Annotated in this window: 18 protein-coding genes and 1 riboswitch; of the genes, 9 read left to right on the plus strand and 9 right to left on the minus strand. The window is 61.1% G+C overall.

Annotation, left to right across the window (positions count from 1 at the left end; genetic code table 11):
* Positions 1 to 116 precede the first annotated feature (116 nt).
* Complete coding sequence (locus NVB75_RS17800) at positions 117 to 1,289, plus strand: murein transglycosylase A (RefSeq protein ID WP_258342591.1); 1,173 nt, start codon at positions 117 to 119, stop codon at positions 1,287 to 1,289.
* 140 nt (positions 1,290 to 1,429) lie between these two features.
* Here NVB75_RS17800 and NVB75_RS17805 read toward each other — a convergent pair whose 3' ends face one another.
* Positions 1,430 to 1,816: an MAPEG family protein gene (locus tag NVB75_RS17805; RefSeq protein ID WP_177043143.1), complete on the minus strand. Its 387-nt coding sequence runs from the start codon at positions 1,814 to 1,816 to the stop codon at positions 1,430 to 1,432.
* 31 nt (positions 1,817 to 1,847) lie between these two features.
* Complete coding sequence (locus tag NVB75_RS17810) at positions 1,848 to 2,681, minus strand: EamA family transporter (RefSeq protein ID WP_063026578.1); 834 nt, start codon at positions 2,679 to 2,681, stop codon at positions 1,848 to 1,850.
* Between the two features lie 462 nt (positions 2,682 to 3,143).
* On the opposite strand from NVB75_RS17810, the gene NVB75_RS17815 reads away from it, so the two are divergent.
* The gene (locus NVB75_RS17815; protein ID WP_008434094.1) at positions 3,144 to 4,409 is read left to right on the plus strand and encodes a sodium:proton antiporter; all 1,266 of its coding nucleotides are present in this window, start codon (positions 3,144 to 3,146) and stop codon (positions 4,407 to 4,409) included.
* Here NVB75_RS17815 and NVB75_RS17820 read toward each other — a convergent pair.
* Positions 4,403 to 5,290: a formate/nitrite transporter family protein gene (locus NVB75_RS17820; protein WP_063026573.1), complete on the minus strand. Its 888-nt coding sequence runs from the start codon at positions 5,288 to 5,290 to the stop codon at positions 4,403 to 4,405. The two genes, NVB75_RS17815 and NVB75_RS17820, sit on opposite strands and share 7 nt — an antisense overlap.
* 79 nt (positions 5,291 to 5,369) lie before the next feature.
* Entirely contained in the window at positions 5,370 to 5,774 is a 405-nt protein-coding gene (locus tag NVB75_RS17825; RefSeq protein WP_003216852.1) for an acyl-CoA thioesterase, read from the minus strand.
* 198 nt (positions 5,775 to 5,972) lie between these two features.
* Positions 5,973 to 6,078: riboswitch (S-adenosyl-L-homocysteine riboswitch) on the plus strand.
* A gap of 21 nt (positions 6,079 to 6,099) precedes the next feature.
* On the opposite strand from NVB75_RS17825, the gene ahcY reads away from it, so the two are divergent.
* The 5 genes from ahcY (at position 6,100) to NVB75_RS17850 (ending at position 12,665) form a co-directional block, all read left to right on the plus strand.
* Positions 6,100 to 7,509: an adenosylhomocysteinase gene (gene ahcY, locus NVB75_RS17830; protein WP_076017775.1), complete on the plus strand. Its 1,410-nt coding sequence runs from the start codon at positions 6,100 to 6,102 to the stop codon at positions 7,507 to 7,509.
* A 170-nt stretch (positions 7,510 to 7,679) separates the two neighbouring features.
* The gene (metF, locus tag NVB75_RS17835; protein WP_063033886.1) at positions 7,680 to 8,525 is read left to right on the plus strand and encodes a methylenetetrahydrofolate reductase [NAD(P)H]; all 846 of its coding nucleotides are present in this window, start codon (positions 7,680 to 7,682) and stop codon (positions 8,523 to 8,525) included.
* A 74-nt stretch (positions 8,526 to 8,599) separates the two neighbouring features.
* On the plus strand, positions 8,600 to 9,682 hold the full coding sequence (locus NVB75_RS17840) for a hypothetical protein (RefSeq protein WP_258342593.1): 1,083 nt from the start codon (positions 8,600 to 8,602) through the stop codon (positions 9,680 to 9,682).
* 70 nt (positions 9,683 to 9,752) lie between these two features.
* Positions 9,753 to 10,556, plus strand: coding sequence for an ABC transporter substrate-binding protein (locus NVB75_RS17845; protein ID WP_258342595.1), 804 nt, complete (start codon positions 9,753 to 9,755; stop codon positions 10,554 to 10,556).
* Between the two features lie 222 nt (positions 10,557 to 10,778).
* Positions 10,779 to 12,665 (plus strand): DEAD/DEAH box helicase, encoded by a 1,887-nt coding sequence (locus tag NVB75_RS17850; protein ID WP_017476487.1) that lies wholly within the window; start codon positions 10,779 to 10,781, stop codon positions 12,663 to 12,665.
* 69 nt (positions 12,666 to 12,734) lie between these two features.
* On the opposite strand, the gene NVB75_RS17855 is transcribed toward NVB75_RS17850, so the two are convergent.
* A complete protein-coding gene (locus tag NVB75_RS17855; protein WP_258342598.1) occupies positions 12,735 to 13,331 on the minus strand; it encodes a YceI family protein in 597 nt (198 codons plus the stop codon).
* 32 nt (positions 13,332 to 13,363) lie between these two features.
* A complete protein-coding gene (locus NVB75_RS17860; RefSeq protein ID WP_010167627.1) occupies positions 13,364 to 13,915 on the minus strand; it encodes a cytochrome b in 552 nt (183 codons plus the stop codon).
* 280 nt (positions 13,916 to 14,195) lie between these two features.
* On the opposite strand from NVB75_RS17860, the gene NVB75_RS17865 reads away from it, so the two are divergent.
* Both NVB75_RS17865 and NVB75_RS17870 read left to right on the plus strand, forming a co-directional pair.
* Entirely contained in the window at positions 14,196 to 15,602 is a 1,407-nt protein-coding gene (locus tag NVB75_RS17865; RefSeq protein ID WP_258342600.1) for an adenosylmethionine--8-amino-7-oxononanoate transaminase, read from the plus strand.
* 163 nt (positions 15,603 to 15,765) lie between these two features.
* Positions 15,766 to 16,485, plus strand: a complete 720-nt coding sequence (locus NVB75_RS17870) for a 16S rRNA (uracil(1498)-N(3))-methyltransferase (protein WP_258342602.1) — start codon at positions 15,766 to 15,768, stop codon at positions 16,483 to 16,485.
* A gap of 159 nt (positions 16,486 to 16,644) precedes the next feature.
* Here NVB75_RS17870 and NVB75_RS17875 read toward each other — a convergent pair whose 3' ends face one another.
* From NVB75_RS17875 to NVB75_RS17885, 3 genes are all read right to left on the minus strand, one after another.
* A complete protein-coding gene (locus NVB75_RS17875; protein WP_258348668.1) occupies positions 16,645 to 17,526 on the minus strand; it encodes a transporter substrate-binding domain-containing protein in 882 nt (293 codons plus the stop codon).
* A gap of 77 nt (positions 17,527 to 17,603) precedes the next feature.
* On the minus strand, positions 17,604 to 17,957 hold the full coding sequence (locus NVB75_RS17880; protein ID WP_258342604.1) for a RidA family protein: 354 nt from the start codon (positions 17,955 to 17,957) through the stop codon (positions 17,604 to 17,606).
* 10 nt (positions 17,958 to 17,967) lie between these two features.
* The gene (locus NVB75_RS17885; RefSeq protein WP_258342606.1) at positions 17,968 to 19,209 is read right to left on the minus strand and encodes a D-amino acid dehydrogenase; all 1,242 of its coding nucleotides are present in this window, start codon (positions 19,207 to 19,209) and stop codon (positions 17,968 to 17,970) included.
* Between the last annotated feature and the right edge of the window lie 94 nt (positions 19,210 to 19,303).

Here is a 19,303-nt window from a genome sequence, read left to right on the forward strand (position 1 = left end):
TCACGGGAAACGGCGGCCAGTATCCTCGCCCCGCCCGTAAAGACCAATACCCCTATTAATAATAAGGGTTGTTCGAGCGCCAATCCGCGCGGGCAACCGCTTCAGGAATTTTGTGTATGAATACCCGCTTTAAACCCTGGGGCCGCCGCTTGGCGTGGGCTCTGCCAATGATCGCGTTGCTGGCCGGTTGCGACACCGGCAAAGACGAGAAAGCCAAACCCCACGCCATCGCCACCTACGTTGGCGCGACCTGGGAAAACCTGCCGGCCGTGTCGGACACTGACCTGCAAGCCGGCTTTGAATCCTGGCGCAGTGCCTGTCAACGACTCAAGGCTGACCCGGTGTGGGGCGCGACGTGCGCGGCATCGGCCACTGTGCCGTCGACCGCAGTGGCGATTCGCGACTTCCTCAAGGCCAACCTTGATGTCTACGGCCTGCGTTCGGCCGACAACAGCCCCAACGGCCTGATCACCGGCTACTACGAACCGGTTTACCCCGGCAGCCTGACCGAAACCGCCACCGCCCATGTGCCGGTGTTCGGCGTGCCGGATGACCTGATCATCGTCAACCTGGAAAGCATCTACCCGGAGCTCAAGGGCAAACGCCTGCGCGGCCGCCTGGAAGGTCGGGTACTCAAACCCTATGACGACGCCAGCGCCATCAACCAGCAAGGCTCCACCGCCAAGCCCATCGCCTGGCTGACCAATCCGATGGACCTGCAATTCCTGCAGATTCAAGGTTCGGGCCGCATCCAACTGGCCGATGGCCGCCAATTGCGCGTCGGTTACGGCGACCAGAACGGCTACCCGTACCGTCCCATCGGCCGCTGGCTGGTGGAGCAAGGCGAACTGAAAAAAGAAGACGTGACCATGGGCGCCATCGCGGCCTGGGCCAAGGCGCATCCGCAGCGTATTCCTGAATTGCTGGCAAGCAACCCCAGCTACGTGTTCTTCAGCGCCCGCCCCGACAGCAACGAAGGCCCGAGAGGTTCGCTGAACGTGCCGCTGACTGCGGGTTATAGCGTCGCGGTGGATCGCAAGGTGATTCCACTGGGCAGCCTGTTATGGCTATCGACTACGCGACCGGACGGCACACCGATTGCCCGCCCGGTGGCCGCGCAGGATACCGGTGGTGCAATTACCGGTGAAGTGCGGGCCGACCTGTTCTGGGGAACCGGTGATGCCGCTGGTGAGTTGGCGGGCAACATGAAGCAGCAGGGCCAGATCTGGATGCTGTGGCCCAAAGGCGCAGCGCTGCCGAAAGTGCCCGATGCGCCGACAGGCACCTGAAGAACACCAAGGTCTATGTGGGAGCGGGCTTGTGTGGGAGCGGGCTTGCTCGCGAATGCGGTGGATCAGTCGATACATCCGGTGACTGACACACCGCATTCGCGAGCAAGCCCGCTCCCACATTTGAACAGTGTCAGGCTTTAGATCGAAACGAAGAAGAAACTCGCAATCAACGCCATCCCCACCGCCCATACCACCGACCGCAGAATCGCCCAGTCCGCCAGGTAGCAGATGATGTAAAGCAACCGGCTGGTAATAAACAGCACCGCCAGCACGTTGATCGTCACCAGCGACGCCGCGCCGGCCAAATGGGCAATGATCACCGCCGCCGCAAAGGCCGGGGTCACTTCAAAGCTGTTGAGCTGCGCACTGTGGGCACGCTTGGCGAACCCCTCCAGCGTATCCAGGAAGGCACGCGGATCATGGTTCTGCCGCGGCCCGAACTTGCCACCGCTGAACTTGGCCACGCCCGTGCACAGGTAAGGCAGAAAAATTGCGATCAACACACACCAGAAAGCGACTGTCATAACCCATTCCTTTTTTAGTTTTGTCCGACGGTTAGAGTTTCATCACGAACATGCCGATCAGCACCAACCCACAGGCTATGAGCCGCGGCCGGCCGAAAGGTTCTTTCAGGTAACGCATGCCGAACAGCACCACCAGAATCACGCTGACTTCCCGCAGCGCGGCAGCCTCGGCAATCGAGCCCAACTGCATGGCCCAAAGCACCAGAGCGTAGCTCAACAACACGCACAACCCGACACTCAGCCCCAGCCGCCATTGCGTGCGCCAGAACAACCCGAACGCCGCCCGTTTGCGCACCATCGCCAGCAACGGAAACGGCCACGCACTGATCAGCGTCAGCCACACCAGGTAGTCCAGTGGGTGTGACCAACGGCGCAGCGCCTGGCCATCGAGGAAGGTGTAGCAACCGATGCACAGGCCGATCAGCGCCACCACCGGCAGCATCGACCAAGGCAACCGGTCGCCACCGCCGCCCTGCCACAACAGGCACAACATGCCGAACGGAATCAGCAGGATGCCCAGGATCTGCTGGGTACTGAGCACCTCACCGGCAAACACCAACGTCAACGCCAGCACCACCAGCGGCGACAACCCACGCATCAGCGGGTACACCAAGCCCAGGTCACCCACGCGATAGGCCTGGATCAGCAGGTAGCGGTAGAGCAATTCAAACAGTGCCGAGGCGATGATCCACGGCCAGATTTCCAGCGGCGGAAACGATACAAACCCCACCGCCAGCACCACAAACAGCAACGCCACCGTGTCCATGCACGCGATGACCAACAGGCGCTCGCCGCTGAATTTGATCAAGGTGTTCCACGTCGCATGCAACAGCGCCGCTACCAGTACCAGAGCTGTTGCGATCACGGTGACTCCCCAGTCAGAAAAAGCAGATTTGATTCGCCATATTTCAGCACCTGTTTATACTAAAGCCGACCACGCCGCACTCAGTTGCGCAAAGACCTGGACCAATAAAATTTTGCTGCTGCCCGATCTTCGCCGATCCGGGCCTCGGCATGCGTATGCCTGATCAGAGCGTCACGATTACCGACAGGAGATCCTCGCCTGCCGCTCGGTGCATGGATCGGCGGGATGGTGCCGGCGGCACTTTTGTTCATCAACCTGCAACGTCGCCGCCCGGCTGCGGTCCACTTACCCAACTAAAAGCTAAAGCTTGCGTAGGAGCTGTCGAGCCCAAGCGAGGCTGCGATGGGAGCACCGCGGTGTTCCTGTCAGACCGCAGCGCTGCCATCGCAGCCTCGCTCAGGCTCGACAGCTCCTACGTGTTATTCCGAAGTAGATTTCCCACTCCCCATCCAAGGACCCCGGATGCTTGAACTTGTCGCTGCGTTTATTTGCCTGACCACTCTGCTCACTTACGTGAACTACCGCTTCATTGGCCTGCCGCCCACCATCGGTGTGATGGTGACGGCACTGATGTTTTCCCTGCTGCTGCAAGGCTTGAGCTTTATCGGCTACCCCGGCCTTGAAGAGCGCATCCAGCAGTTGATCGGCCAGATCGACTTCGGCGACTTGCTGATGAACTGGATGCTCTCGTTCCTGCTGTTCGCCGGCGCCTTGCACGTCAACCTGAGTGACCTGCGCAGCTACCGCTGGCCCATCGGCCTGCTCGCCACCTTCGGCGTATTGATTGCCACGGTGGTGATCGGCAGCCTGGCCTTCTACATCTTCGCCCTGTTCGGCTGGCACGTGAGCTTCCTGTATTGCCTGCTGTTCGGCGCGCTGATTTCCCCCACCGACCCGATTGCCGTACTCGGGGTGCTGCGGACCGCCAACGCGTCGAAACCACTGAAGACCACCATCGTCGGCGAATCGCTGTTCAACGACGGCACGGCGGTGGTGGTGTTCACCGTGTTGCTGGGCATCGCGCAACTGGGTGAGACGCCTACGGTCGGCGCGACGGCCATGCTGTTTGCCCATGAGGCAATCGGTGGCGTGGTGTTCGGCGGGCTGATCGGCTACATCGTGTACCTGATGATCAAGAGCATCGAGCAGTACCAGATTGAAGTGATGCTGACCCTCGCCCTGGTGATCGGCGGTTCGGCGATGGCCACCGAGCTGCACGTCTCGGCACCGATTGCGATGGTGGTGGCCGGGCTGATCATCGGAAACCTGGGCCGCAAGCTGGCAATGAACGACATGACCCGCCGCTACCTGGACGGTTTCTGGGAACTGCTCGATGACATGCTCAACGCCCTGCTGTTCGCGCTGATCGGCATGGAGCTTTTGTTGTTACCGTTCAACTGGCTGCACGTGTTGGCGGCAAGTTTGCTGGCGGTGGCGATCCTGTTGTCACGCCTGCTGACGGTGGCCCCGGCGATCCTGCTGCTGCGGCGCTGGCGCACCGTGCCCCGCGGCACCATCCGCATCCTTACATGGGGCGGCTTGCGCGGCGGGGTTTCGGTGGCATTGGCCCTGGCCTTGCCGTTGGGCCCGGAGCGCGACTTGCTGCTGAGCATCACCTACATCGTGGTGCTGTCGTCGATCCTGTTGCAGGGCTTGAGCATCGGCAAGCTGGTCAAGCATGTGACCAAGGATGAGCCGGCGCCTGCTGCGGCGCCGGAGACTCACTGATCCTTTTTGATCTGCTGCGGATGTCGAGGGTCCGCAGCAGCTTTGCCCGGCAAGCTGCTTTCGCTGCGAATCTGCGCATGGCTGATCAGCGCAAAGATAAAGCTGCCGCCAATGATATTGCCCGCCAGTGTCGGCCCGGCGAACACCAGCCAGAAGTCTTTCCACGGCAGCTCGCCGGCAAATACCAGGTACGACACTTCCGCCGAGCCCACCACGATGTGGGTGAAGTCTCCCAGTGCCATCAGGTAGGTGATCAGGATGATGATCCAGATTTTGGCGCTTTCCATGGAGGGGATCATCCAGACCATGGTGGCGATCATCCAGCCCGACACGATGCCCTTGGCGAACATCTGGTAGGCGTCGTTTTCCATGACCTTGCGCCCGATTTCCAGGAAGGCCAGGTCGGTCTTGGTGTCAAAGATCGGCAAGTGCAGCATCACGTACGCCACCAGCAAGGTGCCGCACAGGTTGCCCACCAGCACCACGGCCCATAAACGCAGCAGGCGTGCGAAATTCTTCAGCGTGGGTTTGCTCATCACCGGCAACACCGCGGTCAGGGTGTTTTCGGTGAATAACTGCTGACGGGCGAGGATCACGGCAAGAAAGCCGGCGCAGTAACCAAAACTGGCGATCACCTTGAACTCTTCGCCATCCGGCAGGCGCGAGTTGAGCAAGCCCATGCCCATCAGCGACAGGCCCATGGTCAGGCCGGCGGCCAGCGCCGACCACCACAACGCGGCGACGTTGCGCTCCAGTTCCTGGTCGCCTTGAGTGCGGATGATTTCATGCAGAACCGCCGCGCGGGGCGGCTGGTTCTTGTCGACGTCGTGCTGCTCTTCCTGCGACAGATTGGGGGTCTTGCCGTCTTCTTGCGTGGCCATGGTGATACCTGAACGGGGGGGGGCGATGTTCAGGTACGACCTATGGTTGATCAAGAGCGTTCACTGGCCCTGCGCAGGATTATTCGCCGAGGCCTTCCGACTGGAACTGATCCTTCACGTACTTGATCTCGGTGCGGCCATGGGGCGCTGGCAAACCGTCTTCACCCAGGTTCACAAAGACCATTTTTTCCACGGTCAGGATGCTCTTGCGGGTGATCTTGTTACGCACTTCGCAGGTCAGGGTGATGGAGGTGCGACCGAACTCGGTGGCGGTGATGCCCAGTTCGATGATGTCGCCCTGGCGCGAGGCGCTGACGAAGTTGATTTCAGAGATGTACTTGGTCACCACCCGCTGGTTGCCCAACTGGACAATCGCGTAGATGGCCGCTTCTTCGTCGATCCAGCGCAGCAGGCTGCCACCGAACAGGGTGCCGTTGGGGTTGAGGTCTTCGGGTTTTACCCATTTGCGGGTGTGGAAGTTCATGTTCACTCCAAAGCGTGTTGCGAAATGATGGGCAACATCATGGCAGAGGCCGGGCCCAAGCTCTATGAGCCATTGCCTATCAACCCCATGAGCGATCTTCATGCCGCCGACAGAAAGGCTTTAGAAGTCAGGCGCAGGCGGCTATAATCGCCTCCGCTTCAAAACGGTCATCTTCGATTGATACCGTTCTCCCGCCACCTGTCCGAGGGGCGCTGCAGCAGGCTCGACCTGTCAGGCTCGGATGGGGCGTTGTCCGGCCTGGTTAGCCAGCTGGATACTAAACGCACAACGGCGCCCATTCGCACACTACGAATGGAGGCTCTTCATGAGCGCTGTAATCACGCCTGCAGGTTTTACCGACTACAAAGTCGCCGATATGTCCCTCGCTGCCTGGGGCCGTCGCGAAACCTTTATCGCCGAATCCGAAATGCCAGCCCTGATGGGCCTGCGTCGCAAGTACGCCGCTGAGCAGCCGCTCAAGGGCGCGAAGATTCTCGGCTGCATCCACATGACCATTCAGACTGCCGTGCTGATCGAAACCCTGGTTGCCCTGGGTGCCGAAGTACGCTGGTCGTCCTGCAACATTTTCTCGACTCAAGACCAGGCCGCTGCCGCTATCGCTGCTGCCGGGATCGCTGTTTACGCCTGGAAAGGCGAGACCGAAGAAGAGTACGAGTGGTGCCTGGAGCAAACCATCCTCAAGGATGGCAAGCCATGGGACGCCAACATGATCCTCGACGACGGCGGCGACCTGACCGAGCTGCTGCACAAGAAGTACCCGCAGATCCTCGACCGCGTCCACGGCGTGACCGAAGAAACCACCACCGGCGTTCACCGCCTGCTGGACATGCTGGCCAAGGGCGAGCTGAAAATCCCGGCCATCAACGTCAACGACTCGGTGACCAAGAGCAAGAACGACAACAAGTACGGCTGCCGTCATAGCCTGAACGATGCGATCAAGCGCGGCACCGACCACCTGTTGTCCGGCAAGCAAGCGCTGGTGATCGGCTACGGGGACGTGGGCAAGGGCTCGTCCCAGTCCCTGCGTCAGGAAGGCATGATCGTTAAAGTCTCCGAAGTTGACCCGATCTGCGCCATGCAAGCCTGCATGGACGGTTTCGAAGTGGTTTCGCCGTTTATCAACGGCCAGAACGACGGCACCGAAGCGAGCATCGACAAAGCGCTGCTGGGCAAGATCGACCTGATCGTGACCACCACCGGCAACGTGAACGTGTGCGACTCGAACATGCTCAAGGCCCTGAAAAAGCGCGCCGTGGTGTGCAACATCGGTCACTTCGACAACGAAATCGACACCGCTTTCATGCGCAAGAACTGGGCATGGGAAGAAGTGAAGCCACAGGTACACAAGGTTCACCGTACCGGCGCGGGTGATTTCGACCCGCAGAACGATGACTACCTGATCCTCCTGGCCGAAGGCCGTCTGGTGAACCTGGGCAACGCCACTGGCCACCCAAGCCGCATCATGGATGGCTCGTTCGCCAACCAGGTACTGGCCCAGATCTTCCTGTTCGGCCAGAAATACGCCGACCTGTCGCCCGCCCAGAAAGCCGAGCGCCTGACCGTGGAAGTACTGCCGAAGAAACTCGACGAAGAAGTGGCCCTGGAAATGGTCCGCGGCTTCGGCGGCGTAGTGACTCAACTGACCAAGACCCAGGCCGACTACATCGGCGTGACGGTCGAAGGCCCGTTCAAGCCGCACGCTTACCGCTACTAAGTAACCGGCAACACCTGCTCTACCTGTAGGAGCGAGCTTGCTCGCGAAAAACCCAAAGGCACCGCGTATCCCTGTTTACACGCGTTATCGTTGACGTTCTTCGCGAGCAAGCTCGCTCCTACAGTTCGGATGGGTGCACAGTCGGCTTTCGAGTTCCCAAGGGTATGACCATGTCCCAAGACCGTCGCTACAGCTTCGAGTTCTTCCCGACCAAGACCGATGCTGGGCATGAAAAACTGATGGCGACTGCCAAGCAGTTGGCCAGTTTCAACCCCGATTTCTTCTCCTGCACCTACGGTGCCGGTGGCTCCACCCGCGATCGCACGATCAACACCGTGTTGCAGCTGGAAAGCGAAGTCAAAGTCCCTGCTGCTCCGCATTTGTCCTGCGTGGGCGACAGCAAGGCCGACCTGCGCAGCCTGCTGACCCAATACAAGCAAGCCGGCATCAAGCGCATCGTCGCCCTGCGCGGTGACCTGCCGTCCGGCATGGGCATGGCCAGCGGCGAGCTGCGCTACGCCAATGACCTGGTGAGCTTCATCCGTGAAGAAACCGGCGATCACTTCCACATCGAAGTGGCCGCTTATCCGGAGATGCACCCCCAGGCACGCAATTTCGAAGACGATTTGCAGAACTTCGTGCGCAAAGCCAACGCCGGCGCCAACAGCGCAATCACCCAGTACTTCTTCAACGCAGAGAGCTACTTCTACTTCGTTGAACGTGTACAGGCGATGGGCGTGAATATCCCGATCGTGCCGGGCATCATGCCGATCACCAACTACAGCAAACTGGCGCGCTTCTCTGACGCCTGCGGCGCGGAAATCCCACGCTGGATTCGCAAACAACTGGAAGCCTACGGCGACGACGTCAAGAGCATCCAGGCGTTCGGCGAGCAGGTCATCAGCGAGATGTGTGAACAATTGTTGCAAGGTGGCGCGCCAGGGTTGCACTTCTATACCCTGAACCAGGCTGAGCCTAGCCTCGCTGTCTGGAACAACCTGAAGCTGCCACGCTAAGGTCTGTTCCGAAATGCAAAGGCCCTCATAATGAGGGCCTTCGCCGTTCTAACGCCCACGGAATCCTGCAGTCCATGAATACAACCGCCCCGACGTCCCGCCCGCAACTGGTCTACCTGGTATTCGGCGCCGAGACTTACCATCAGGAAGCGGTATTCAGCATCGCCAGCGCCCTGGCTTTCCTGCGAGACACGCCGGATGCCGGCATCGACATCCAGGTCTTCAGCGACAACCCCGAGCCCTATCGCTTGCTGCCGGTACGGGTGCGCCTGCTGGATGAAGCCACGCGCAAACGCTGGAGCGAGCCCCATGGCTACCACTTCCGCACCAAGCACGTGGTGCTGCGGCAGGTGCTGCAAGAGTCCGAAGTGGCGCTGCTGATCGACACCGACACGTTTTTCCACCACTCGCCACTGGCGCTGTTTGAACGCGTGCAGCCCGGCACCCTGCTGTGCAACGCCTTCTACACCAAATACGGCGACAACCACGAAAGCATTCTGTACAGCGCCCTGTACCAGCGCCTGCTGGATATGGGCGTGGCCGACGACGACATGATGACCCTCAACTCCGGGGTCATGGGCCTGACGCAGCAGGACGCGCACATTCTCGACCGTTCGATCGAGTTGATGGACGAACTGTTTCCCCATGCCCAGGGCGCCTACACCCTGGAAGAGTTCTGCCTGTCCATCGCCGCTTATCGCACCGTCAACGTGCGCGAATGCCCGGACCTGATCCACCACTACTGGAGCCGCAAGCAGCTGTTCCGCGCCAAGGTCAAGGCGTGGATCGCCAAGCATGGGGCGAACCCCACCAGCGTCACGGCCCTGGACGATACCCGCCAGGTCTCCGCCCACCTGCCGCGCCCGCCGCGCCTGCAACGGCTGATGTACAAGCTGATCACCCTGATATTGCCCAAGCACCAGCAGCAGTTCATCCGGGAAATCCTCTACGGCTGCTATGAGCATGAAAACGAGTTCGACCAGGCGTGTGGCCCGGTTTGGTGGGACAAGGCCCGGCAAAATCAGGAAGAGCGCCAGGGCCGGCCCGTGGATGCCCATCTGCTGGAGCACTGGTTTGCCAATCCCGTGGTGCGGCTGATTCTCGGTGAGCGGCGCGAGGCGATCTACGAACACTTGATCAAATCTCCCGGTAAGTAAAACCGGCAGGCGCCCGCAGATCGCTGAGCCAGAGCTTCTCTTTAGCCCGAGACAGTCGTAATCTCGGGGCATGCCTGTCACTTTCCGGTTGTTGACCGTTGTTCTTTTCGCTTGCCTGAGCCTCGGTGCCCATGGCGAGAAACTGCGCATTGTCACCGAGCCCTGGGCGCCTTACGTATACGACGACAACGGCACCATGCGCGGGCTCGACTACGAGACCACGGTGATCGTGTTCCAGCGTTTGGGCATCGACGTGGACTGGCAGTTCTTGCCCTGGAAGCGCTGCCTGGCGATGCTCGATCAAGGCCAGGCCGATGGCGCACTGGATATTTTCCACAGCCACGAACGCGACGCGGTGCTGCTGTACCCCAGCGAGCCGCTGTCCGAGGTGGAGTTCGTGCTGTTCTACGCCAACAAGCGCCCATATCCGTTCCAGACCTTCGACGACCTGCGCGGCCTGACCATCGGCACGTCGCCGGGTTACCTCTATGGCGCCGAGTTCAGCGAGTCCACACAGTTCAAGCAGGAGCCGGCCGCCAGCCATGAGGCCAACTTCGGCAAGCTGGCCCTGGGGCGGATCGACCTGGTCATCACGGACCGCCGGGTCGGCCAGCATGTGCTCAAGGCCCTCGGACTTGAGGACCAGATCACCCAGGCGCCCCAGGTGGTCAGCAGCCAGCCACAGTTCCTCGCGGTGCGCCGGGGTGCCGGCATGGACTTGCTGGTGCAACGCTTTGCCGCCGAACTCAAACGCTTCAAGCAAGAGCCGGCCTACGCGGCCTTGAGCGCCAAATATGCCGGTGCAAGCCTCCAGACCAGCGCATCAGCCCTGCCTGCAAGCACCGTTGAGCAGCAGGAAAGCAGCGCAGAGTGATTGCTCTGTTATACTCCGGCCTTTCCGCCAGGCTTACGCCCGGACGCTTCGGTCTTGCAAAAGGCACCCGACCCCGCTACAGCGCAGCTTTCAAGCCCGCGCGAGCCGTCTGAGTGCCTGCCAGCCCCAGCAGGACCGGACGGGATTGCGTTCATCTAAACGCCATTCACGCCAGGCAAGACTATCCCTCTGGGCCAAGCCCTAACTAAAACAGGATTACTCATGTCCTTTGCTTCCCTCGGTCTCTCCGAGGCTTTAGTCCGCGCCATCGAGGCAGCGGGCTATACCGAGCCTACTCCGGTGCAACAGCGGGCCATTCCCGCCGTGTTGCAAGGCCGCGACCTGATGGTTGCGGCTCAGACAGGTACTGGTAAAACCGGCGGCTTCGCCCTTCCGATCCTGGAGCGGTTGTTCCCCAACGGTCACCCGGACAAATCCCAGCGTCACGGCCCGCGCCAACCGCGCGTATTGGTCCTGACCCCTACCCGCGAACTCGCCGCCCAAGTGCATGACAGCTTCAAGCTGTATGCCCGCGACTTGAAGTTCGTCAGCGCCTGCATCTTCGGCGGAGTCGGCATGAACCCACAGGTTCAGGCCATGTCCCGTGGTGTCGACGTACTGGTTGCCTGCCCGGGTCGTTTGCTCGACCTGTGCGGCCAAGGCAGCGTCGATTTGTCCCACGTGGAAATCCTCGTGCTGGACGAAGCCGACCGCATGCTCGACATGGGCTTTGTCCATGACGTGAAAAAGGTCCTCGCGCGCCTGCCGGCCAAACGCCAGAACCTGCTGTTCTCGGCCACGTTCTCCAACGACATCACCGCTTTGGCGGGCAAGTTGTTGCACAACCCGGAGCGCATTGAAGTCACGCCGCCGAACACCACCGTCGAGCGTATCGAGCAGCGCGTATTCCGCCTGCCGGCCGCTCACAAGCGTTCGCTGCTGGCACACCTGATCACCGCCGGCGCGTGGGAACAGGTATTGGTCTTCACCCGCACCAAGCACGGCGCCAACCGCCTGGCCGAGTACCTGGACAAGCACGGCCTCACCGCCGTCGCCATCCACGGCAACAAGAGCCAGAACGCCCGCACCAAAGCCCTGGCCGACTTCAAGGCCGGTGAAGTGCGCATCCTGGTCGCCACCGACATCGCCGCTCGCGGCCTGGACATCGACCAACTGCCCCACGTGGTCAACTTCGAGCTGCCAAACGTCGACGAAGACTACGTGCACCGTATCGGCCGTACTGGCCGGGCCGGTCGTTCGGGCGAGGCCATTTCCCTGGTCGCACCGGACGAAGAAAAGCTGCTGAAAAGCATTGAGCGCATGACCAAGCAGAAAATCGCCGACGGCGACCTGATGGGCTTCGACTCCAGCGCCGTTGAGGCTGAGAAGCCTGAAGTGCGCGAGCGTCCGGACGTGCGTAACCCGCGCAACAACCCACGCGGTCCGAAGGGCGATGGCCCGAACGGCGGCGGTGGTGGTGGCGGTCGTAAAGACAAGGGCAAGGACAAGGGCGGCAAGGACAAGGCTGCGACCAATGGCCGTGGCGAACGCCCGGCCCGTGAGCAAAAGCCCCGTGAAGGCACCCCGGCCCGCGAACAGCGCCAGCCGAGCCAGCCGCCACGCGCTGCTGCCGACCGTGCTCCGGACGAGTTCCTGGACGACGACGTGGACAACTTCGGTAACCGCGTTGACTACGTGCCCCAGGCCAAGCCGGCCCAAGGTCGTGGTCGCCGTCCGGGCGCTCCAGCCCAGGGCGCAGGCGCAGGTTCCGCACCACGCACCGGCGGCCAGCCACAAGGTCGCCAGAACGGTCCGCGCAGCAGCAACGGCGCCACCACCGGCACCCCGCCTGCCAAGCGCAGCGGCCCGCGCAACGGTGCACCCCGTGACGGCCAGGCCCGTCGCGAAGAGTCGCGCAACCGTCGCCCGGCCCGTGATGATCAACCTCGTCTGTCGGAGCCAGCGGTGCAAAACCCGCGCGGCGGCCCGGCACCGAAGATCATCCACAAAGAGTCGAAAAGCGATCGCACGCTGACACCTGAGCAGTTGGATCAACTGCCGGGCCGTCCACGTGGTGAAAAACCGGCGTTGCTGACCCGCAACCGCTGAGTTTTCAAAGCGCCATAAAAAATGCCCCGGATCGCGAGATCCGGGGCATTTTTGTGTGGCCGGCGAAAATTACTTCGCTTTCACACCTTCAAAGGTCACGTACAGCTCAACCGTGTTGGACGCTGGGCCCAGGTCCATCTGCTTGCCGAAGTCCTGGCGGTTGAAGGAGGTAGTGCCTTCAAAGCCAGCACGGTAGCCGCCCCATGGATCCTTGCCTTCACCCAGGAAGGTCGCCTTGACGACGATCGGCTTGGTCACGCCGTGGAAGGTCAGGTCGCCGGTCACGTCTGCAGTGACTTTGCCGTCAGCATTCTTGCCGGTGGTCTTGACGCTGGTGGAGACGAACTTGGCATCGGCATACTTGCCAACGTCCAGGAAGTCTTTGCTGGCGATGTGCTTGTCACGTTCGGCGTGGTTGGTGAACACGCTGGCAGTGCGGACGTTGAACTCAATCTTGCTGTCTTCAGGCTTGGCAGCATCGAAGCTGAACTTGCCGTCCAGGTCCTTGAAGGTACCGGTGATGAAGCTGTAGCCCAAGTGGCTGATCTTGAAGTCAACGAAGGCGTGCTGGCCTTCCTTGTCGACAACGTAGTCAGCTGCCATCGCCTGACCGGCAGTCAGCAGGGCAGAACCGATGGCCAGAGCGGCGAGAGTCTTTTTCAACATGCTTTCTATTCCTTGTGAGTCGAGGTTGAACATCAGGCTTTGCGCCCCAGCATACGAACCAGGGTCACATCACGATCAATGAAATGGTGTTTCAACGCAGCCACACCATGGAGGCCGGCGAACACCACCAATACCCAGGCCAGGTACAAATGCACCACGCCTGCGGTGTCTGCCTGGTCCGGTAGCCCGGAAACCAGTGCAGGAATCTCAAACAGGCCAAACACCGGGATCCCGACACCGTCTGCGGTGGAAATCAGGTAACCGGCAATCATCACGGCAAACAGCCCGAGATACAGGAATGCGTGGCCAAACGCAGCCCCCAGACGCGTCATGCGGCTATAACTGGCAAGCGGTGGCGGCGGCGGGCTGAGCAAACGCCAGACAATGCGCACCAGCATGATGGCGAACAGCGTGATGCCGATGCTTTTGTGCAGGTCCGGGGCGTCTTTGCGCCAGGTGCTGTAGTAGTCGAGACCCACCATCCACAGGCCCAACGCGAACAGACCGAACACCACCAGGGCCACGCCCCAGTGCAAAACAATGCTGACCCAGCCATAGCGGGCCGATGAGTTACGTAGCTGCATGTTCCAAATCCCGTAAGAACTGTGCCAAGACTATCGACTTACCTATCGATTTAAAGCGGAAAATTTCGCTTTGAAATATCGAGAAATACGATCAAGAGCGTATGCAGAGTAAGTTAACAAGAGATTAAGGACTATCCAGAAGAAACGTGACGGACTGTCCTGCGTTTACCACCAATTTACGCTTCCACCTCGCAATGGGTTGTGACACAGGTCTGCATTGCATAGGCTTGCGCGATTGTTTCGCCCGCGCACGTCGCGAGCCGCTTCGAGGAGAATGAAGATGGGTTTGAATAATCAGTGGATGCAACGCGACCTTGCGGTGCTGTGGCATCCCTGCACCCAGATGAAAGACCACCAGCAACTGCCGTTGATCCCGATCAAGCGTGGCGAAGGCGTCTGGCTGGAAGACTTCGAAGGCAAACGCTACCTCGACGCCGTCAGTTCCTGGTGGGTCAACGTGTTTGGCCACGCCAACCCGCGCATCAACCAGCGCATCAAGGACCAGGTGGACCAGCTGGAGCACGTGATCCTCGCCGGGTTCAGCCACCAGCCGGTGATCGAGCTGTCCGAGCGCCTGGTGAAGATGACGCCCGAAGGCCTGACCCGCTGCTTCTACGCCGATAACGGCTCGTCGTGCATCGAAGTCGCGCTGAAGATGAGCTTTCACTATTGGCTCAACCGTGGCCTGCCGAACAAGAAGCGCTTTGTCACCCTGACCAACAGCTATCACGGCGAAACCATCGCCGCGATGTCGGTAGGCGATGTGCCGCTGTTCACCGAAACCTACAAGGCCCTGCTGCTGGACACCATCAAGGTGCCGAGCCCGGACTGCTACCTGCGCCCCGACGGCATGAGCTGGGAAGAACATTCCCGGAACATGTTCCTGGCCATGGAGCAGACCCTCGCCGACAACCACGACACCGTGGCCGCCGTGATCGTCGAACCGCTGATCCAGGGCGCCGGCGGCATGCGCATGTACCACCCGGTGTACCTCAAGCTGCTGCGCGAAGCCTGCGACCGCTATGGCGTGCACCTGATCCACGACGAAATCGCCGTGGGCTTTGGCCGCACCGGCACGATGTTCGCCTGTGAACAGGCCGGCATCCGCCCGGACTTCCTGTGCCTGTCCAAGGCCCTGACCGGCGGCTACCTGCCGCTCGCCGCCGTGGTCACCACCGACGACGTGTACGACGCCTTCTACGACGACTACCCGACCCTGCGTGCCTTCCTGCACTCCCACAGCTACACCGGCAACCCGCTGGCCTGTGCGGCGGCCCTGGCGACCCTGGATATCTTCGAAGAAGACAACGTCATCGAAAACAACAAGGCCCTGGCCCAGCGCATGGCCACCGCCACCGCGCACCTGGTGGACCACCCCCACGTCTCGGAAGTGCGCCAGACCGGCATGGTGCTGGCCATTGAGATGGTGCAGGACAAGTCCACCAAGACCGCCTACCCGTGGCAGGAACGCCGGGGCCTCAAGGTGTTCGAGCATGCCCTGGAACGTGGCGCGTTGCTGCGGCCATTGGGCAGCGTGGTGTATTTCCTGCCACCGTATGTGATCACCCCGGAGCAGATCGACTTCCTGGCCGAAGTGGCCAGCGAAGGGATTGATATCGCCACCAACAGCAAGGTCAGCGTGGCGGTGCCCAAGGATTTCCACCCGGGGTTTCGTGATCCGGGCTGATTGAGTTCACTTGATTAATCGGGTGCCGCTGCTGCCTGACCTGTAGGAGCGAGCTTGCTCGCGAAAATCGTCAACGATAATGCGGGTATCCTGTTTAAACGCGGCGCCCTTACGTTCTTCGCGAGCAAGCTCGCTCCTACATGAACCTCCCCAGAGAACAGAAATGAGACTGTCCCGCTTTTTTGTCGACGCCCCACTGAGCCTTGGCGACCACGAGTTGCCGGAAGCCCAGGCGCATTACATCAGCCGCGTGTTGCGCATGAGCGAAGGCGACGCCGTGCAACTGTTCGACGGCTCCGGCCATGAGTTTCGCGCCAGCTTGCTGGAAGTCGGTAAAAAGCGCGTGGTGGTGCAAGTCACCGAGACTTTCGCCGGGCAGGTCGAATCACCGTTGCAGATTCACCTTGGCCAGGGCCTGTCCCGTGGCGAGCGGATGGACTGGGCGATCCAGAAAGCCACCGAGCTTGGGGTAAATGAAATCACCCCGATCTTCAGCGACCGCTGCGAAGTGCGCCTCAAGGACGAACGTGCCGATAAACGCCTGCAGCACTGGCGCCAGGTGGCGATCAGCGCGTGCGAGCAATGCGGTCGCTCGCGGGTGCCGGTGATTCACCCGCCGCTGTTGCTGGCGGATTGGCTGAAACAGGCAGAGGCGGACTTGAAACTGGTGCTGCACCCGGTAGCCGAGCCGCTGGTGAGCCACGCCAAGCCGGGAAGCCTGGCCTTCCTGATCGGGCCGGAGGGTGGCTTGACCGATGGCGAAGTCGAGACGGCCCAAGGTGCGGGTTTTCATGCCGCACGCCTGGGCCCTAGGGTGCTGCGCACCGAAACTGCGCCAGTCGTGGCGCTGGCCGTAGCCCAACAACTCTGGGGCGACTTCTAAACCCTGCCTTGCAAACCCAATCAAATGTGGGAGCGGCGGTGCGACGATTCGACTTGCTCGCGAAAGCGGAGTGCCAGTCAATACATGTGTGACTGATCCACCGCATTCGCGAGCAAGCCCGCTCCCACATTTTGATCGGGTTACCAACCTCAGACCTGTTTACTCCACCGGGTCACTCACCGGCTTGGCAATAATCGCCTTCAACTCACTGGTCATCGGGAATTCCAGGTTCAAGCCCTTGGGCGGAATCGGCTGTTCAAACCAGCGTTGGTAAATCCCGTTGATCTCCCCCGAGCTGTAAAGCCCGGCCAGGGTTTCATTGACCACCGCGAGAAACTGCGGGTCGTCCTTGCGCACCATGCAGCTGTAGATTTCCCGCGACTGCTCCTCCCCCACCACTACCCACTTGTGCGGGTCCTTGGCCTTGGCGCGCTCGCCATAGAGCAACGCGTCATCCATGTAGAACGCCGCCGCCCGACCCGATTGCAGCATCTGGAAGGCTTCGCCATGGTCCTTGGCGCTGATCACCGACATGTTCAGTTTGTGATCAACGTTGTAGCTCTTGAGGAACCGTTCGTTGGTGGTGCCGGCGGTGGTTACCACGTTCTTGCCTTGCAGGTCGGCGAAGCTTTTGATGCCGCTGTCGTTGGCGGTCAGCAACTGGCCTTTCACATAGATAAACCCGTAGGAAAACGCCACCTGTTTCTGCCGCTCGGCGGTCACGCCGGTGGAACCGCATTCCAGGTCCACGGTGCCGTTTTGCACCAGGGCAATGCGGGTCTGGGAGGTCACCAGGTTGTACTTCACGTTGAGCTTCGGCACCCCGGTTTTCTGCTGGATGCGCTCGACGACCTTGTTCGCCAGCTCCACCGAATAGCCCATGGGCTTGCCGCTGTGATCACCCACATAGGAAAACGGCACCGAGGCATCGCGGTAGCCGAGGGTGATGCTCTTGGCGTTGGCGATCTTGCTCAGCGTGCCTTCCAGGGGGGCTTCGGTTGCCTGGGTCTGTGCGCTCAATATCAGGGCCAGGAAGAGTATGGGGCTGCTGCGCAGCCCGACGGGGACGAGCCCCCTCGCCACAGTTTTTGCATTGTTATTCTCCGTTTTTGTTTTAGTTATGGACGGCGCACGGCAATGACGCTGATTTCAACGAGCACATCCGGTCGCGCCAACTGTGCCTGCAACGTGGTACGCGTCGGTGCCTGCCCCGGCGATAGCCAGGCGGACCAGGCTTCATTCATCGGCGCAAAACCCTCCTGGATATTGTTCAGGTAGATGGTCGCGTTCAGCAGATGATCCTTGTCGCTGCCGGCCTCGGCCAGCAGCGCATCAATCCTGGCCAGCACCTCTTCGGTCTGGGTCTTCACATCGCGGCCTTCGCCCGGCACCTGGCCGGACAAAAACACCAGGTCCTGAAGCACCACGGCGCCAGACAGGCGGCTGTTGCTGTTGATTCGGGTGATGGTCATCTAAACATCCTCAAGCGGCACGGGGCGCGAAGCCCTGCATATCAATGGAAGTGGTGTGCCGGCCAATCAACTCGGCCAGCACCTGGCCGCTGCCGCAAGCCAGGGTAAACCCAAGGGCGCCGTGGCCGAGGTTAAGCCACAGGTTGCTATAAGCGCTGGCGCCAATCAGCGGCACCCCCGTAGGCGTCGCCGGGCGCATGCCGGCCCATTCGACCGCCTGCGAGTAATCTCCGGCCAGTGGGAACGTCTCAAAGGCCTGACGTTTAATCAGCGCCAGGCGCTTGGGTTCAAGGCGGGTGTCGAAGCCGACGATATCCACCATCGCCGCCACCCGCAGTTGCTCACCGATGCGCGCGTAGACGATCTTGCGGTCGTAGTCGGTGATACTGATGTTCGGCGCCTGATGCTGCGCGCCAATCGGCACGCTCAGGCTGTAGCCCTTGAGGGGATAGAGCGGCAGCGACATGCCGGGCAAGGCCAGCTCGGGGCTGCGGTGCCCGGCGGCCAACACCAGGTGCTGCACGGGCAGCCGCTCACTGCCCATCTCGATCGCCTGCACGGTGCCCGCACTGTGGAGAATCCCCGTCACCTTGCGCCCCAGCAGGAACGTGCAACGCCCCGACGCTTCAAGCCGCGCCGCCAGCTGTTGGCAGAACCCATGGCAGTCACCGACTTCTTCATTGGGCGTATAGATGCCGCCAGCAAAACGGGCACCGTCCAGGGTCGGTTCCAGCCGGGCGCAGTCCGCCGCCGAAAGCACTTGTTGCTGCAACGGGTCCGTCACTTTATTCAGCGCACGTTCATAGCTGTCGAGGCTGCGAAAGGTCACCAGCTTGCCATTGCGCCGCCAGTGGAAATCCCCCAACTGGTCCTCTTCACGCCAGCGTTGCAGGGTGTCCTGGCTCAGGGACGCCAGGCGCAGCAGATGGGCCGCATTGCGCTGGTTCACCGTGCCACGGCAGGCACCCAGGAACGACGCCATCCAGCGCCACTGTGCCGGGTCCATGCGCGGGCGCAGCCTCAGCGGCGAGTCACCCCGCAACATCCAGCCGATGGCTTGCAACGGCACGCCCTTGTCGGCCAGCGGTGCGACATAGCGGTAGGACAGCTGCCCGCCGTTGGCGAAACTGGTCTCGCTGCCCAGGGTTTCCCGAGCTTCGACCACCGTCACCTGCATACCGGCACGCACCAGGGCGTAGGCACTCGCCAGGCCGATAACCCCACCACCGATGATGCAAACCTGCTGAGCCATGTGCGTCCCTTAACCGTGCGATATCAGGCTTGAAGGTTAGAGGCAGGTGACAGCGGCGGGACAATGAATAAAGATGGGTCACCCATAAACAAAG

Source organism: Pseudomonas sp. CBS, assembly GCF_024734645.1.
GTDB lineage: Bacteria > Pseudomonadota > Gammaproteobacteria > Pseudomonadales > Pseudomonadaceae > Aquipseudomonas.